This is a genomic window from Halanaerobium hydrogeniformans, assembly GCF_000166415.1.
GTDB lineage: Bacteria > Bacillota > Halanaerobiia > Halanaerobiales > Halanaerobiaceae > Halanaerobium > Halanaerobium hydrogeniformans.
This window is the reverse complement of sequence record NC_014654.1, coordinates 111,731-128,599: the sequence shown is the minus strand read 5'-3', so window position 1 is coordinate 128,599 and position 16,869 is coordinate 111,731. Positions and strand designations below refer to the sequence as shown.

The following is a 16,869-nucleotide window of genomic DNA, read 5'->3' as shown; positions in this document are numbered from 1 at the left end:
TCTATTTAATTAAAATCTATAATTTTAAATTTAAGCCGTTTATTCTTCGTAGCCTTAAAAGAAAAAGCTCCTACTTCTTCTCCGTTTTCATCTCTTCCGATCAATTCCCAGCTTCCCAAACTAAACTTGAAGCTAATCATCTCATCTCTGTTTAGTTTTAACTCTGTTTTATAGTTATTTTTTTTAACTTTTTGCAATTTGATTTCCCGGGGCTCAGAAATAGCTAAATATATATCATCCTGAAAATCATTTGCTACTTCGAGAGATATTTTAACTTTAACATCTCTGCTTAGTTTTTCGATTACCTCAATATTTTTAGATGTCTTAAACCCTAATGCTTTAAACTTTATCTGGGTTCTACCTTTTTTTCGAGGCAAGAGATTACCCTTTTGATCAATATCTACTATATCCTTATTGCTGGACGAAAATGTCCCATCTAATATGGTGTGTTTAAAGCCTGTTTTAAAATAGAGAACCGGATTAATTTTAAACCCTGGTCCTTTGAGACCTATTCTTTCTCTCCCGTGGAGTTTAAGTTTTTCTTTTTCACCTATATTGCCGAAAAAATAAAGCAGTGGGCAGTGAACCCGGCTGGCCCAGGCTTCTTCACTATGTACCGCATCTGGAGCAAGATAATAAAAAAGGTCTACTGAGGTGTTGGCTCTTATTGCCAACAGTTTATCAATTTCTTTATCAGATAAAGCCATAAACTTACCTTCTGAATCACCGGTATCAAGCCAGATCCTGCTTTTGAGTTTATCAAAATCATATAAATTTAATTTCTGCAGTGGTGAACTATCACCCCACCAAAAAGAAGGTGACATTACAGCTAACTTGCCAAAAATATCCGGCCTCTTTAAACCCATATTAAATGTTATTAATCCTCCCATAGAAGAGCCCATCAAAGCAGTGTTTTTGGGAGCTGTTTTAACTCTTAAGTTTTCTTTAATAAAAGGCATTAATTCTTCGATGACAAAAGCCTGATATTTATCCCCTATTCCCTTGATAGCTTCTCCTTTAAATGAGCCATCCTCGTGAGCATATTCACTCAGTCTTTCTTCCTCCATATTATCAATCGCCACAATTATTATTTCTTCAATCAAATCGTTTTTGATCAAAGCATCTGTTGTTTTGTGAAGCTGCCAGGATTGACCGGAATATGAATGCTCAGAAGAAAATACATTCTGTCCATCATGAATGTATAATACTGGATAGTTTCTGTTGGGAGAATTATCATAGGAAGGTGGTAAATAGAGCCTAATATTTCTAAAGTTATCAAGTAGATGGGAATAAAAGTTGTCGATTAATATTATCTCTCTATTATCTATTAACATTATTTATCTTTAACCCCTTTTGCTTAAAATTAAAAAAATACCCTGAACTTTTTGCTGGCCCAGGGCTTTTATTTTCTATTAAATATTTATATAACAGTATTTTCTTTAAGTTTCTCTAAAAAATAGGGCATCTGCTCTCTCCAGGCAGGCCAATCATGATCAACATCATAACCCCAGTAGTCAAACCAGGCTGGCAGTCCTTTTTCAGCAAAAATCGTATCCAAAAGACGGGTGTCTCTGAGAGTGTCTTCTTCCCAACGACCCTGGCCAGCAGCAATTATTAGATTATTTTTCTGATAATGGTTTAAATACCACTGATCATTTAGTTCTTTTAAATAATCTACCGGTGAATTTAAATATACTTCTTTATCCATATACCCACCTGTAAAAAATCTTGCATCATAAATACCACTTAAAGCAACTGCAGTGTCAAAGGCATCTGGATGGCGCAGATAAAAATTAAGAGCATGATAAGCTCCCATACTACAACCGGAAGCCATTAGGCCTCCCTGCCAGTCAGAATGATATTTAATAAAGGGCAGTAGTTCATGGATTATATATTTATCATAATTGTTATGGATTACTGCCATATCGTGAGGGTTCATGCCATGGTTCAACCAGGATTCATTATCCACACTACTGGCTGTATAAACTGTAATATTACCATTTTCAATATAGGGCCAGATAGCATCGATCATATTAAAATCTTCATATTCATGAAAACTTCCTCCTGATGAAGGAAAAACAAGCATCGGTTTCCCCGCATGCCCATAAATTTTAAAAGGCATATCTCTATTTAAATGTGAACTGTAAAAATTTCTGTATTCTATTTTCACTAAACTTCCTCCTAAACTTTCTCTATCGCATATTGAACTATTTCTTTACCTTTTTCTAAGTCTTTTGTTCTCAAAACAAAACCATAATCTCCTAAAGCAGGAGCCAGTATGGGTGCTATAGGTTCATGAAAAGAAATATATTCACCATAGTTGTTTAAAATATCATCTATAGAGTTTTTATAATCTATGAAATTCTTTCTGCCTACAAAAAAGCAATTATATTTTCTACTTAGATCAGCATCAAAAGTATTATTAGCAACTATATTTCCATATTGTCTATAAATATTAATATCATTTGCATAATTGAACATATCCAGGGTTAAACCACCGGGAGGCCTTACATTGACCTCTAATGCTATTATACTTCCATCATCCATTTTGAAATATTCAAAATGAAAAAATCTTTCTTTAAGATCAAAGGCTTCAACTGTTTTCATTCCCACCTCTACAATATCTTCTGGAAGTTGACGGTGAATATAATAAAACATATCAAGTCCTTCATTTACAGTTTCCATGATTCCATCTTTATAAACCATTGACGAAGAAAACACTACATTTCCATCTTTATCAATCAGGCCATCAAAGGTGTGAATCTCGCCCTGTATATATTCTTCCATAATATAATCTACATCTACTTTATTCTCAAAAAATTCATTTAAATCTTGCTCATTATTAAGTTTATAGGTATCAGCTGCTCCTACACCCTTATCTGGTTTAACAACAACCGGATAGCCAACTTCTTGAATAAAGTCTTTTGCCTGCTCAATGCTCTCTACAACCTTACCTCTGGCTACATTAATCCCGGCATTTCTGAATACCTCTTTCATCTTTGACTTATATTTCATGTTTTCAATATCAGCTAATTTTAAACCTTCTACATTAAAATCGGTCCTCAACCTGGCATCGGTTTCCAGCCAGTACTCATTATTAGCTTCTATTCTATCTATCTTACCATATTTATAGGTGAAATAGCCACATGCTCTAATAAGCTGTGAATAATCTTCTAAATTATCCACTTTATAATATTCTGTTAGTGCCTCTTTTAATTCAAACCTTAAATCATCATATGCCAGATCTCCAATTCCAAGCACTTTAATCCCGGCAGCTTTTAAACCCTGACAAAGTTTATAAAAATTACCCGGAAAATATGGCGATATAAATACAAAATTCATAAAACTCCTCCATTCTTTTATCCTAATTAAAAATTATTATTAATAGCATTATTTAAATTCTATCATTAATTTAAATAATTGTAAATAAAATATCCCAGTTAATCCCAATATTAAGCTTAAAACTTTATTTTAAGAACAAAACCCTGTCAGACTAATCCTAAAAGCTGACAGGGAATAAAATTAAATTATATTTACAGGGTTATAACCTGGAAACCCTGCTCAATATAACTTTCCATTGCCGGATGTCCACTCATATTACCCTTTAAAGGAATGTCCAACTCCTGATTATATTCTAATACACCAAGCTGAGCTGAACAAGCCTTACATATACAATCAATTAAAGCTCTTTTTTTGGCCTCAAAATAATGCTTATTATTTGATTCTTCCAGCTTTTGCATTAAAGTTACAGCCTCTCCTTCAATAACTATTGCCGCTTCTTTGCCTTTGCTATCCAAATCTAAAGCATTAAGTAAAATATGCTGAAAACACATCATGTTTCCAGTAAAAGCGAAAAAGACAGTTTTATTCATTTTTATCATCCCCTTTATCTTTATACTTATCTGTAAATCTCCCATCATCTTCCATAGAAGATAATTTATCAACATTTTTTTCTAACCAGCCTATTTTAACATTTTCTCTTCTATCAAATTCTGGTACATAGGGTTTAATATCAAGCAGAGGTGTTTTATCAAGTATATCTACATCTTTAATATATATGATATTATCCTCAATTTTTTCTAGCTTAACAACAGAAAGGCCAATAGAATTAGGCCGACTGGGAGCTCTAATAGAAAATATGCCGTGAGGCTTATCTTCCATAAATGGTTTAACAGTTAAAGAAGGCTTCCCAGCTTTATGACAGTGGTATAGCAATATTAAATGTGAAAAACCATCTAAATCTTCTAGTCCAGGCTTATATTCAGGTTTTAATTCAATTCTTCCTTTTCCTGAACCTTTTGCGGTTGGCTGAATAGGTGTTCCCTCTGCGTTTTTAAAAGCCGATCTGACTTTTCCAATTTCTCTGTAAGTTATCTCCATTAAATTGCTCCTTTCTAAATTAACTAATTTTCTAAGTAGTTCACTTCATTAGCTTTTCTTTTTCTCATACTGAATAAACTCTACATTTGAGTCATTTAAAAGTTTTTCTGCAAATTCATCAGCATAAGCATTTTCATAATATATTTTATTAACCCCAGCATTTATCAAAATTTTGGTGCAAATTATACAGGGTTGATTTGTGCAATAAACTGTTGATCCTTCGGTTTTAACACCATGAAAAGCAGCCTGAGCAACTAAGTTTTGTTCTGCATGAACACCCCGACAGATTTCATGTCTTTCTCCACTTGGAATATCCAGCTCTGTTCTCAAACAACCAGTAACTTCACAATGAGTTATATCTTTTGGAGCTCCATTATATCCTGTTGCTAATACTTTTCTATCTTTTACTAAGACTGCCCCTACCCTGCGCCTGAGACAGGTTGCTCGTTTGGCAACTAATTTAGCCATTTCCATAAAATATTCATGCCAATCCGGTCTCTCCAAATAAATCACTCCCTTATATTTCTTTAGTCTGCCAGCTTCCTTTTTTAAACCAGGCCATTAAAATCAGTAGGCCAACAACTTTTGCAATAAAAATACCCCACCAGATACCCTGTCTCCCAAAATTAAATTGATTTGCAAATAAATAGGATAAAGGTATCTGAAATACCCATAGAGTTAAAAGCCTAAAAAATGTCTGGGAAATAGTCTTCCCGGCACCATTTAAAGCTCCACTTAAAACTATCTGGGCACCTAAAAAGGCAAAAGCAAAAGCTGAAATTCTGAGATATTCAGCCCCAATACTTATTACAGAACTATCTTCGGTAAATAAGCCCACCAACCCGGGTGAGATAAACAAAAACATCACTGCCACAACTAACATCACCCCAAAGGTCACTCCGGTTCCCAACCATGATACCTTGTTAGCTTCAGAGGGTTGTTCAGCTCCTAGATGTTGGCCCACCATTATTCCGGTAGCTCTACCCATACCGAAGGCTGGCATTCTTATTACAGCAGTAATCCTATTAGCTATCCCCCAGGCAGCAAGGGTCAATGTACCAAAATCAGCAACAATAGCAGTCATTACGGTTAAAGCTACAGCCATTGCTGAATCCCCCAAAGCTGCTGGAGTTCCAATCTTAAAAATCTTTTTTATCATTGCTGGATCAGGAAAAAAGTCTCTAAGCTTTAATTTAATTGCTGATAAATCCCAAAACATTATATAGATTCCAGCTATTCCGGCAGCTAACCTTGATAAAACCGTTGCCAGAGCTGCTCCGCCGATCCCCATTGCCGGGAAAAAACTCCAACCGAAGATTAAAAATGGATCTAAAATAATATTTAAAACAACCGTAAACATTTTAATCTTCATTGGTGTAATTGTATCCCCTATTCCTTCTAAAACTGATGAGAAAATATAATAAATGAAAATTATCGGGATACCTGAAACATAGATTCTAAAATACTCTAAAGCAAGAGGTAAAACCTCTTCTTCTGCCCCAATCAAAATAAACAAAGGCTCACTAAAATATAGTCCTGCAGCTGTAAAAATAATAGAAACAAGGATTGCCACTACAAATATTTGTCCGGTAGCTCTACTTGCCATTTTAGGCTTTTCGGCCCCAGTATATTGTGAAACCAAAGCTACGCCAGCCACAGAAAACCCGGCTCCCATAGAATAAACTATAAATAATAGTGGAAATGAAAGTGAAATTGCAGCAAGATATTCTGGTCCTAATCTACCTACCCAGAAAGTATCAGCTAATTGATACATCAAGTGCATCCCCTGACCAATTATTATCGGCCAGGATAATTTCAATAAAGTCGGTAGTATAGGTTGACCGATTATTTGCTGTTGATTATTAGTTGACGATTTCAAAATACCAATCCTTTCTCTAATATAAATAAACTAAAAATATCTGTTCTCAATAAAGTTATAAACTCTATTTAACTTAAGATCTTAAAAAGTGCTTATATAATTTTATCAAGCTTAGACGAATAAAGCAATTAAAGCTTGACTGTTGTACCACTTAAAAAAATCTGATCTGTAAAGATAATTTTAATTTTCAGAAAAATATGTGTATACCGTTATATAAATTCAGATTATATTGCTTTTACCTTTTAAAAGTAGATATAATTATATTTATTAAAAATATTAAGATAAGAAAGGAGCTAATTATCATGGATAAAAAAGAAAAAATTCAAATAAACAATAAAAATTTAGAAAAAAATATATCTGAAGAACAATCACCTGATGATGAGTTCAAACAGGCAAAAAGTTCTGAAGAAAGGATTAAAATTCTTATGAAGAAGCTAAAAAAATTGCAAGAAGTACAGGCTTATTATGGGAGTAAAAATTTTAAAAACTCCCTTTGGAAAGAGAAAAACTCTTCATCAAGGGAGTTCTAATAAGTTCATTAGTTATTTGCTTGTTATTAAAAATTCCAGCTATCTTTGTCAGCACCATTTACTGTCCAGCTTGGATTAAGCAGCATCATTGTTAATGTAAATTCTTTTGTTTTTTTCATCTTATATTGATACCTCTTCTCTGTTTTTATTATGATCAACCTTATAACCTCTTGCCTGCATTTCTGCTTCAGCCATTTTGAAAATAAATCTTTGAATTTCTTTTATCATTTTATCACCTCTTATAGTTTTATAATCTTATAGGCTAATTATATTATAAATACATTATAAACAATCTGAGCAAGATTAATGTATAATACATTACATTTTTAAAGAATCTTTATATTTTTAACTTTAACTCCAGAGTGGACCGTTTTTGAACTGCCTTTTTAGTTTTTCCTGGGCTTGAATATCTCTGGGAAGATTATCGATTATCTCCCCTTTTTTAAAATCATATAAATACTTATCACAATAATTTTTAATAATATTATAGGCCCATGAGATTTCTCTAATTTTTTCTTCACATACTTTCTGCTTTTTTTGACAGGTATCTGGATGCCACTTTTTAGCCAAGCTTCTGTACTTATTTTTTATCTCTAACATTGATTCTTTATTTTTTAGTTTCAATATTTCTGCAGCTTTTATGATATTTTCTGGAGTCAATTGATCATCATTCATAGCTACTTCCTCCCTCGTGCTTTATATCTATTATAGTTGCTGACTAAATAAGAAACTATGAATTAAACTACAATTTATAACAAAATAAGAATCAGCTATAATCTGTGGAAAAGAAAAAACAGCCAGCCTTAAGCTGACTGTAAAGTAAATGTTTTAACGAAGCTCTAAATCTGTCACTTCAAATTGAACATTTTCATTAATATCTGATCTATAGTATTCATAAAAAACTACTATTAGAAAATCTTCAAAATCAGCGAGTTTTATTTCTGCAGATTCAAGTTCATATTCTGGCAATTCATCAGCTCTTACTCTAATTATATCTAAATCATTACCACCGATATTTTCACTTAGTCTGTCTACCTCTCCAAATTGACTAATCTGATCTATTTGGGATCTACTAAAAAAAGTAATTGGAGAAAACACAGTTGCCAAAAGATCATCTGTCATCATATCAGCCATTTGTTTGGGGATTATTTGACCTTCAATTTCAATCTGCTGAACCTCTTCATCACCAAGCCAAAAATACATTAGATTTGAGTTTTTATTCCTATCTATTATTTCTAATGATATCTTTTCAGTTTCTCTACCCTGAATTGTTTCACTTCCTAAATAGTTATAAATAAAATCGACTTCTTCTAAAACATCACTATTTCTTTCTACAAACCAATTTCCCTCCATCATTTTAAAAGAATCAAGTAGTTCATAGACATCACTGGGATTATCAATTCTTTGAGCAATATCTTCATCAAGACCACTATCAGCATAGATTGAAGAACCTGCTAGGGTAAGAAATAGGACAAACAAGATGATTAAAATATTAGCATTTTTTTTCATTTTGGCTTCCCCTCCAAATGATATAAAGCCCTTAATTAAATTACTTCTTATTTTATAATTGAATATTTGCTAAAATAATCCTGCATCAAAGAACAAAATGATAGTTGGATTTATAAAAATAACTGAACTATTCTTCTTCGAGCATTATTTTTGATAGAGCTAAAGGCTCAATATACTCTCCATCTTTATATGCTCTCATGTTACTACCGGAAATTTCATCGATAAGAGCAATTTCTTTATCTTCTCCAACTCTGCCGAACTCAAATTTTATATCAAATAATTCTATATCTTTTTTAGCTAGTTCTTCTTTAACAACAGCTGCTGTCTTTTTTGTCAGCTCTTTCAATTTCTTATATTCAGCTTTAGACAATATATCAAGCATGGCAAGAGCATCTTTATTAATCAGAGGATCACCGCGTTCATCATCTTTTAAGGTAACTTCTACATAAGCATCAAGCTGTTCCCCATCTTCAACATATTTACCATAACGGCGCAAAAAACTTCCAACTGCTCTATAACGACAGATAACTTCCAGTCCTTCACCAAATACTTCAGCAGCCTTAACAGTCATAGTTGCTTTTTCAATATCTGCATCTATATAATGGGTTGGTATTCCTTTTTCTGCTAGCTTTTCAAAGAAAAACTTAGTAAGTCCAAGCCCTGCCTGACCTGCTCCATCTATAGATAATGCAACTGAGTTAGCTCCTGGATCAAAAACTCCATCTTCACCTGTTAGATCATCTTTAAATTTTAATAGATAATTCCCATTCTCTAATTTATACACATCTTTAGTCTTACCTTCATAAATAATTTCCACTGCTTATTTTCCCCCTCAATTATTAATATTAATACACAATGCCATCATATTCTAAGTCATTTTCCTCCATAGTTTCTATTTCTATAGTTAATTTGATAGGTAAAGCTATAATAGTTTGAAATTGATTGTTAATCCAACCAGTGTCTGAATGAATTGATAATGGTAATATTTCTTTAGAAAGTCTTTTAAGTCTCACACTTTCATCATCAATAACTAACTCACCTAGATAAATTTCATTTTCAACTTCAATTTCAAACTTCTCAGTCCTACTGCTTCCATCTAATTGATATCTTTGAACCTCCTGATTATTAATTTTTACAACTGCATATTTTTCTCCAGCGACACTATTTCCAGCAAATATAATAAAGAATATTATAGATAAGAATGACACTACTACAATTAAAACAATTAATATCTTATCATATATAGTTAAAATTTTAAATATACTCATTTCTGCTCCTTAATATTTTAGATTTTCTTTTCTCTTTCTATTATACACAGATATTACTAACCACTTCAAATTAATAATATTTAATAAGCAAGCAAATTAATGAAAACTATAGTTTAAGCAAGCCTCAGCTGTATAAAAGTCTCAGAGAATTTTTAAGAGCTTTTTATTTATTTAAGCGAATTTCATAATACGCTTAATTTAGTTTAATCAAAAAAATATTGTCTGCGAATCATAAAAACAAGCCTTTTAACTTAAAATTGAAGATTTTAATGATTTACCATAGATTTACTGCTAAAATTAGACGCACTTAGCTTGGGTATTTTAAAATCATGTTTTAAAAAGCTATTTAAGCAGCTAAAACCTGATTTTGCAGCTTGATTTTCTCTGCTGCTATTCTTGCGGCTATCAAACTGATTGAGCTTAACAGTAAATGAGTTTTAACTTTTTTGGCTCCCATTACAGTTAAGTTGGCTAAATTCAGATGCTCTTTCAATCTAGAAAAAGTTCTTTCAACACTAGTTCTTCTGTTGTAGATCTTTTTCCAGGTTCTAGAATCTCTATGTGGAGTTGATATGTACCTTGGATTATCTTTTGGTCTTGTTTTTGTTACTCGACCATAATCTTTGTCAGAACACCACTTAGTACCGTGAATACAGTCAACTTTACCACATACATGTGGACATCTGAATTTGTTGACTCCTTTGTAATGACCCCAGTAATACATTTTGTAACCACCGCTGCAGACTGGTGTTCCTTTAAAATCATAAAATCCAGCTGGTGGTTGTTTAGCATTACGTTTGTTAATAGGGGTAATGGCCTGAGATTCCTGCTCAAAGAGAATATACTCATAGATATCAGTGTAGTCATAGCCTGAATCCATAGTCCAATATTTAGGTTTAATTAAATCTCTTTTAGCTAAAAACTCACTAACCTTTTCAACTAATGGTATTGCCTGAGTTTTATCTGCATGATTAGCTGGAGTTAAAGTTAAAGCTATTGGTATTTCAGATTTAGTTTCAACTGCAGCATGTATCTTCCAGCCATACCAGGTTATCTGATTTTTATGGGAATCAAATTTGGTTCCCCAGTCAGGGGTAAAATTATTTTCCTTATCTATCTTTGACCTTGGTTTAGCTCGCTCATATGCTTCCAGTTTTGAAGCATCAATAGCTATTGTTTCAGTATCCAATAAATTGAGTTTTATACTCTGATCTAAAAGATTATTCATCAGTATTTCCAGTCCATCAGTCTCGGATAATTTACTGTAATATCGGCTAAATGTTGCTTCACTGGGCACCCTACCAGTGGTAGAAAAACCGCAAACATATCTGAGATAAGGACTTCTATCAATTTTGCTTACTAAGTCTGCTCTGGTGGGAATCTTTTCAATCTGTTGGACAAAAAAAGCTCTTAAAATAGCTTCTGGATTATATCCAATTGGTCCTTTATTAGACTTAGGTTTTATCTTTTCAACAACAGGTTTAAAATCAATAGGATCTAAAATACAAATCAATTTGTCTGTTTCCGATAAATTTAGCAATTCTTCAAAGGGAAAAAGACACTCTTGTCGAATATTATTAATAGGGCTTCACCTTCTTTCGGTTTTTTAGGTGCTACTATTAAATTCGACAAGATGGGGTGAAGCCCTTTTTATATCATTAAAATCTTTGGTATATCAAGGCTTATTTTTATGAAATTCGCTTATTTAATATTTTTTTAAAAATAACGATAATAAACTTAAGAAGATTAAAAAATTAAGGCAGAGGTGGGATGAATTTAGATGTTGAATAAATATAAAAATATCACTATAAAAGGAAAAGTTGTTTTGTTATTAGTAATTAGTATTCTATTATTCTTAACAGCATCATCTATAATTGTAGGGAGCATTATTACTGAGGTTATTGAAGAACAGGTTATGGATAGAGTAAGAACAAATTTAGATGCAGGTTATGAGATGTTAGATAGTAAATATCCTGGAGATTGGACACTCAGAAACGGAGATTTATATAAAGGAAATTTAAAAATAGATGGCAATTATGAGCTCGTAGATTATATAGAAAGAAATTTAGAAAATCAGGTAACAATATTTAAAAATGATACCAGGGTTAGTACAAGTATAAGACAGAATGGCGAAAGAGTTGTAGGGACAACAGTTTCAGATGAAGTAAAAGAAGAGGTTTTAATTAATGGTAATAATTTTTATGGCAGTGCAAACGTTGTTGGCGAGGATTTTCAAACCGGGTACTCTCCGATAAGAAATCAAGAAGGAGATGTTATTGGTATCTGGTTTTTAGGAGTTTCACAGGAGTTTATTGGTACAATAGTTAGTGATACATATAGAACAATATTTATTGTATTTTTGGTGTTATCGATAATTATATTAGGATTCGGCTATTATCTAAGTAATATTATTTCTAAAGATTTTAAAACAATCCAGATATCTGCTGATAAATTAAGTGAGTTTGAGCTGGTTGATGAAAATGCATATCTAGTGGATCAATTTTCTGAAAGAAAAGATGAAGTTGGAATAATAGCAAATTCATTTATTAAAATCAGAGATGAATTAATAAAAGCTGTTAAAGGCGAAGTAGAGATAGTAAACAAATTAGCATCTGCCAGCCAGGAATTAGCTGCTAGCAGTCAAGAGTTTTCTGCTTCATCAGAAGAAATAAGTAGATCAGTTGAGCAGGTAGCAGAAGGTGCTGAAGAACAATCTAAATTAGTTAAAATAGCTGAAAAAAATATAAATAATCTGGATGAAAATATTGATAATATAACAAAAATAATATTTAATATGAATGATAAATCAAACGAAGTTGATGGATTCATAAAAGAAGGTAATAAAGCAATAAATCTATCTCAAGATAAATCAGAAAAAGTATTTAATAGTTTTACTAAAATGTCAGAAGATATTAATGAGTTAGGTGATCTTTCAAGGGAAATAGATGATATTGTAGAAGCGATTAATAATATAGCAGATCAAACCAATTTGCTGGCTTTAAATGCTGCTATTGAAGCTGCTAGAGCTGGTGAGGCAGGCAGAGGTTTTAGTGTTGTAGCAGATGAAATCAGAGAATTAGCAGAAGAATCTTCAGCTTCAACAGAAAAAATCAGCCAGCGAATCAAAGAAATTCAAAATAAAGTAAATAATACTATAGTTCAAATGGAAGATTCTAATAAAAAAGTAGATGAAAGCTTCCAGGCCATAAATAATACCAGACAAACTTTTAATAATATTTCAGAAGTAATAAATAATTTGATTGAATCAGTAGAAAATATTGTGAAAAGATCTGATATTATGGTTAAAAATAATGAAGAAGTAAATGAGATTATAAAAGAGATATCAGCAATGAGTGAAGATTTCTCAGCTAATGCGGAAGAGGTTTCTGCCTCTACTGAAGAACAGACAGCCTCTTCAGAGGAATTAGCAAGCTTCGCTGAATCAATAGCTCAATCATCCCATGATTTAAAAGACATAACTGATGATTATAAAATATAAGAAATCTCTTATATTTTATTCACAAACTCTCTGCATTTTGTAGGGAGTTTTTTCTTTTAACTTGCAAATATTTGTATAAAAAAGACTTAAGATATATAATATAATTAGATTTAAGAGTATTAATTAAAATCACCGATAACGTCAAGAATCTTGTGTAAATAAATCAGTATCGTTCTTTAAATAGTTGATGGAGCTGATCTTTTGCAGCTAAAAATCCTCTCATCTTTCTATCAGACCATTTTGAGTTGTACTCAATAATCTTTAAATAAATTATTTTTTCAGCTGCTTGTACATTAGGCAAACTATTCATAGGCTTTAATCTTTTTTTGATTTCTTTATTGGCTCTTTCAATCCAGTTTGTTGTGTATATGGCTTTATGTATGCTTTCTGGATATTTATAAAATGTTAATAGTTCATCTTTATCTACGTACCAGCTTTGAGTAACTTTAGGATAGATTTTACTCCATTTAAAATCAAATTCTTCTAAAGCTTTTTCTGCAAACTCTCTGCTGGGAGATCTATAGATCTTTTTTAAATCTTTAACGATTTCATCAGTATCTTTTTTTCTAACTTTGACTATTGTATTACGCACTTTATGAACTATACAACGCTGCACATCCGCTTTAGGGAATACTTTTAGAAAAGAATCTTTAAGTCCTGGGAGTCCATCTATAACACCTAGTAGGACTTCCTGGACTCCGCGTTCTTTTAAATTACTTAGTACTTCTTCCCATAAAGCAGCAGATTCAGTTGCACCAATGTAGAAATCAAGTATTTCACGATAGCCGTCTTCATTGATACCAATGATAATATATACAGATTCATTTGCAACAGTATCTCGTCTGACTTTTATGCTCATGCCATCAATAAAAATAACGCTGTACCGTTTTTGAAGTGGTCTTTCTTTCCACTTTTTAACCTCTTCAAGAGCAACATTAGTTAGATTACTAATAGTAGTAGGGCTATATTTTTGTCCATACATCTGCTCTATCCAATCAGCTACATAGCGGGTGGAAAGGCCATTAGCATACATGTTTATTATAGCTTCTTCAAGCCAGTTATCATAGCGTTTATATGGTTGGAATAGTTCAGTTTGGAATTCACCATTTCTATCTCTAGGAACATTTAAGCCTTTAATACTGCCAAACTGAGTTAAGAAATCACGAAGATAAGATCCATTACGACTATTGCCAGAGTTTCTACCTGAGTATTCATGTTTTTCATAGTTTAGAAATTCAGTTAATTCAGCCTTGAGGAAATTCTCGAGAAAATTTTTGATGAGTTCAATGATTAAATCGTGAAATTCAACTTGACCATCACTGTTTTTTTCGGGTATACTGTTCATGAGGAGTCCTCCTTTGGGTTGAGTTTATTTCGCTAATAAATATTTCAACCATTCAAAGAAGGATTCCTCTTTTTTTATTGAAAAAAATCTATTTACACAACTTATTGTACACTACTAAATCACCGTTATTTATTATGGAGGTTTTTATGAATTTATTTACTTATTTACCATCAGCAATAATAATCTCAAATATAATTTTTATTATTCTGCTTATCTTTTTTGAGAGAAGAGATCCTACTGCAACCTGGGGTTGGCTATTGATTTTAACTTTAATTCCGGTTCTTGGTTTTATATTATATCTTTTTCTTGGGTTAACACCTAAAAAAAGAAAAACATTTAGGAGAAAACAGCATATAGATGAGTTAAAAAATATGTCTAAAGAAAGAAAAGAAGAATTGCTTGCAGAAGTTAGATCTAATTTTAGCAAGCTGGAAAGAAATATAATAAGACTTGGTTTTCAAGCAAAAACAACAGCTTTAGTCGGTTATAATGAACTTAAGATATATACTAATGGTAGTGATAAATTCAATGATCTTTTTAATGATATTGAAAACGCTCAAGAATTTATTCATGTCAATTATTATATTATCCAGAATGATAAACTTGGAGATAAATTAATTAATCTATTAGCCAAAAAAGCTGCTCAAGGGCTAGAAGTCAGGCTGCTTTATGACAAAATGGGCTGTAGAAATCTTTCAACTCATTCGTTAAATATGTTGGAAGATGCAGGGGCAGAAACAGCTCCATTTGCACCTTTTATTTTGGATATCAATTATAGAAATCATCGAAAAAATGTGATAATTGATGGTCAAATAGGTTATTTAGGTGGTATAAATGTTGGTGAGGAGTATATTGGTCATTCTAAAAGATTTGCTGATTGGCGGGACACTCATTTAAGGATTAAAGGGAAAAATGTAGATAGTATGCAGCACAGATTTTTATTGGATTGGAATTTTGCTTATGGAAAAGAACTATTTAATGAAGAAAAATATTTTCCACCTAAAAATATAAATGATGGTTCCCCGGTTCAAATTGTAAGCAGTGGACCTGATTCAAAAGAACAGATAATCAAGTCTCTTTTTCTCAAAATGATCTATGGAGCTGAAGATAATATTTATATTCAAACTCCATATTTTATACCAGATCAACCTGTATTAGAAGCTCTGAAAAATGCTGCTCGTTCTGGTATTGATGTTAAGATCATGATTCCCGATAGAGCAGATCATCCATTTGTCTATGGAGCTAATCACTCTTTTGTTGGCAGCCTCCTTGAGTCTGGAGCCCGCTGTTTTCGTTATACAAAAGGCTTTTTACACAGCAAAACAATATCTATTGATGAGCGAATTCTTTCAATCGGTACTACAAACATGGACACCCGCAGCTTTAAGCTTAATTTCGAAATAAATGCCTTTATTTATGATAAAAAAGTTGCAAAAGAACATGAGGAAATTTTTAACAACGATTTGAAATATTCAGATGAAATAACGATGGAAGATTATCAAAATAGAAGCTGGACTTTAAAGATAAGCGAATCAATTTCTAGACTTCTTTCTCCAATTTTATAAACTTAAAATTACAGCTTTAATTAATTAAAGCCCGCCAATTGAGCTAATCTTTTTCAAATAGGCGGGCATTTATATTTTCTTCTATTTAATTTATTTTACTACTCTGTATATGGTTTAATAAACCTAAAGTTCTTTTCATCAGAGCGTTTTTCATCAAATTTATAGCCATCCAATTCTATTTTTTTAATCTCATCCAGACTATTAACCTGTTTTTTGATCAATTCATTAAGTAATTTACCTCTATTCTGTTTAACATAATAACCAATTGTTTTAAGGCTGCCATCTTCTTTTTCTTCTTTAAAATAAAAGTCGATTATCTTCCCTTCATAATTTCTTTCTACTACTTTACTATATTCATTTGAAGCCAGATTTATTATTAAATCAACATCAAGAAAATAATCTTCCATTAAATCCTGCCAGTGTTCATAAAGATTGATTCCATCAGGTTTTAGTCTCATCTCAAGTCGATAGGGCCAGATTTCGGTATCTGAACTAATTGGTCCATACATCGGAGATATTATGACAAGTTTGTCCTGCATATAAGCTAACTGATCTTTATCATAGCTATCTAAGTCAATCTGCTTAAATACTGCTCCATTATAACATTCAATTGCAGGAATTGTTTCATTTTCAAAACTGTGCTGCTGATAAAGCTCATATGTTCTATCTAAAAGATTGCCCTGTATATCAAGCTCTGTTTTTAATTCTTCTTTTGATAGTGATTTGAGATAATTAAATAATTCCTCAGTTTTGTTTTCTTTTAAAATATCTCTACCTTCTTCTTTTCGCTGTCTTTCGTGATTCTGGGTTTTACTGGGTGATAATATTATCTTCATATCTTTAATTTCCTCCCTTTTTTATAATTACTCATCATTATTTAATTATTAGCTCTAG

Annotated in this window: 17 protein-coding genes; 3 read left to right on the top strand and 14 right to left on the bottom strand. The window is 32.0% G+C overall.

The annotated features are described in order from the left end of the window. Positions 1-5 precede the first annotated feature (5 nt). From HALSA_RS00600 to HALSA_RS00570, 7 genes are all read right to left on the bottom strand, one after another. A complete protein-coding gene (locus tag HALSA_RS00600) occupies positions 6-1,334 on the bottom strand; it encodes an alpha/beta hydrolase (RefSeq protein ID WP_013404711.1) in 1,329 nt (442 codons plus the stop codon). Positions 1,335-1,420: 86 nt separating this feature from the next. Continuing rightward, positions 1,421-2,170, bottom strand: coding sequence for an esterase family protein (locus tag HALSA_RS00595; protein ID WP_013404710.1), 750 nt, complete (start codon positions 2,168-2,170; stop codon positions 1,421-1,423). Between the two features lie 11 nt (positions 2,171-2,181). After that, positions 2,182-3,342: an ATP-grasp domain-containing protein gene (locus HALSA_RS00590; protein ID WP_013404709.1), complete on the bottom strand. Its 1,161-nt coding sequence runs from the start codon at positions 3,340-3,342 to the stop codon at positions 2,182-2,184. Between the two features lie 191 nt (positions 3,343-3,533). After that, positions 3,534-3,872 carry a hypothetical protein gene (locus tag HALSA_RS00585; RefSeq protein ID WP_013404708.1) on the bottom strand — a complete coding sequence of 113 codons (339 nt, stop codon included), beginning with the start codon at positions 3,870-3,872 and terminating at the stop codon, positions 3,534-3,536. After that, a complete protein-coding gene (gene tsaA / locus HALSA_RS00580) occupies positions 3,865-4,380 on the bottom strand; it encodes a tRNA (N6-threonylcarbamoyladenosine(37)-N6)-methyltransferase TrmO (RefSeq protein ID WP_013404707.1) in 516 nt (171 codons plus the stop codon). Before tsaA ends, HALSA_RS00585 begins: the two co-directional genes overlap by 8 nt. A gap of 48 nt (positions 4,381-4,428) precedes the next feature. Next, positions 4,429-4,884, bottom strand: a complete 456-nt coding sequence (locus HALSA_RS00575) for a deoxycytidylate deaminase (RefSeq protein ID WP_013404706.1) — start codon at positions 4,882-4,884, stop codon at positions 4,429-4,431. 13 nt (positions 4,885-4,897) lie between these two features. Then, a complete protein-coding gene (locus tag HALSA_RS00570) occupies positions 4,898-6,259 on the bottom strand; it encodes an MATE family efflux transporter (RefSeq protein ID WP_013404705.1) in 1,362 nt (453 codons plus the stop codon). A gap of 302 nt (positions 6,260-6,561) precedes the next feature. On the opposite strand from HALSA_RS00570, the gene HALSA_RS00565 reads away from it, so the two are divergent. Further along, positions 6,562-6,789 (top strand): hypothetical protein, encoded by a 228-nt coding sequence (locus tag HALSA_RS00565; RefSeq protein ID WP_013404704.1) that lies wholly within the window; start codon positions 6,562-6,564, stop codon positions 6,787-6,789. A gap of 351 nt (positions 6,790-7,140) precedes the next feature. Here the strand turns inward: HALSA_RS00565 and HALSA_RS00560 are convergent, their stop codons facing one another. The 5 genes from HALSA_RS00560 to HALSA_RS00540 form a co-directional block, all read right to left on the bottom strand. Further along, positions 7,141-7,464, bottom strand: coding sequence for a J domain-containing protein (locus tag HALSA_RS00560; RefSeq protein ID WP_013404701.1), 324 nt, complete (start codon positions 7,462-7,464; stop codon positions 7,141-7,143). A 153-nt stretch (positions 7,465-7,617) separates the two neighbouring features. After that, positions 7,618-8,298 (bottom strand): hypothetical protein, encoded by a 681-nt coding sequence (locus HALSA_RS00555; RefSeq protein WP_013404700.1) that lies wholly within the window; start codon positions 8,296-8,298, stop codon positions 7,618-7,620. Positions 8,299-8,425: 127 nt separating this feature from the next. Next, positions 8,426-9,115, bottom strand: a complete 690-nt coding sequence (locus tag HALSA_RS00550) for a phosphoribosylaminoimidazolesuccinocarboxamide synthase (protein ID WP_013404699.1) — start codon at positions 9,113-9,115, stop codon at positions 8,426-8,428. Between the two features lie 28 nt (positions 9,116-9,143). Beyond that, positions 9,144-9,566 carry a NusG domain II-containing protein gene (locus HALSA_RS00545; protein ID WP_013404698.1) on the bottom strand — a complete coding sequence of 141 codons (423 nt, stop codon included), beginning with the start codon at positions 9,564-9,566 and terminating at the stop codon, positions 9,144-9,146. Positions 9,567-9,912: 346 nt separating this feature from the next. Next, on the bottom strand, positions 9,913-11,079 hold the full coding sequence (locus HALSA_RS00540) for a transposase (RefSeq protein ID WP_013404697.1): 1,167 nt from the start codon (positions 11,077-11,079) through the stop codon (positions 9,913-9,915). Between the two features lie 267 nt (positions 11,080-11,346). Between HALSA_RS00540 and HALSA_RS00535 the strand changes: the two genes are divergently transcribed. Continuing rightward, positions 11,347-13,065 carry a methyl-accepting chemotaxis protein gene (locus HALSA_RS00535; protein ID WP_013404696.1) on the top strand — a complete coding sequence of 573 codons (1,719 nt, stop codon included), beginning with the start codon at positions 11,347-11,349 and terminating at the stop codon, positions 13,063-13,065. A 163-nt stretch (positions 13,066-13,228) separates the two neighbouring features. Here HALSA_RS00535 and HALSA_RS00530 read toward each other — a convergent pair whose 3' ends face one another. Then, positions 13,229-14,410, bottom strand: coding sequence for an IS256 family transposase (locus tag HALSA_RS00530; protein ID WP_013404695.1), 1,182 nt, complete (start codon positions 14,408-14,410; stop codon positions 13,229-13,231). A 146-nt stretch (positions 14,411-14,556) separates the two neighbouring features. Between HALSA_RS00530 and cls the strand changes: the two genes are divergently transcribed. Then, the gene (gene cls / locus HALSA_RS00525; protein ID WP_013404694.1) at positions 14,557-15,975 is read left to right on the top strand and encodes a cardiolipin synthase; all 1,419 of its coding nucleotides are present in this window, start codon (positions 14,557-14,559) and stop codon (positions 15,973-15,975) included. Positions 15,976-16,073: 98 nt separating this feature from the next. Here the strand turns inward: cls and HALSA_RS00520 are convergent, their stop codons facing one another. After that, positions 16,074-16,811 carry a YaaA family protein gene (locus tag HALSA_RS00520; RefSeq protein ID WP_013404693.1) on the bottom strand — a complete coding sequence of 246 codons (738 nt, stop codon included), beginning with the start codon at positions 16,809-16,811 and terminating at the stop codon, positions 16,074-16,076. Positions 16,812-16,869: the final 58 nt, after the last annotated feature.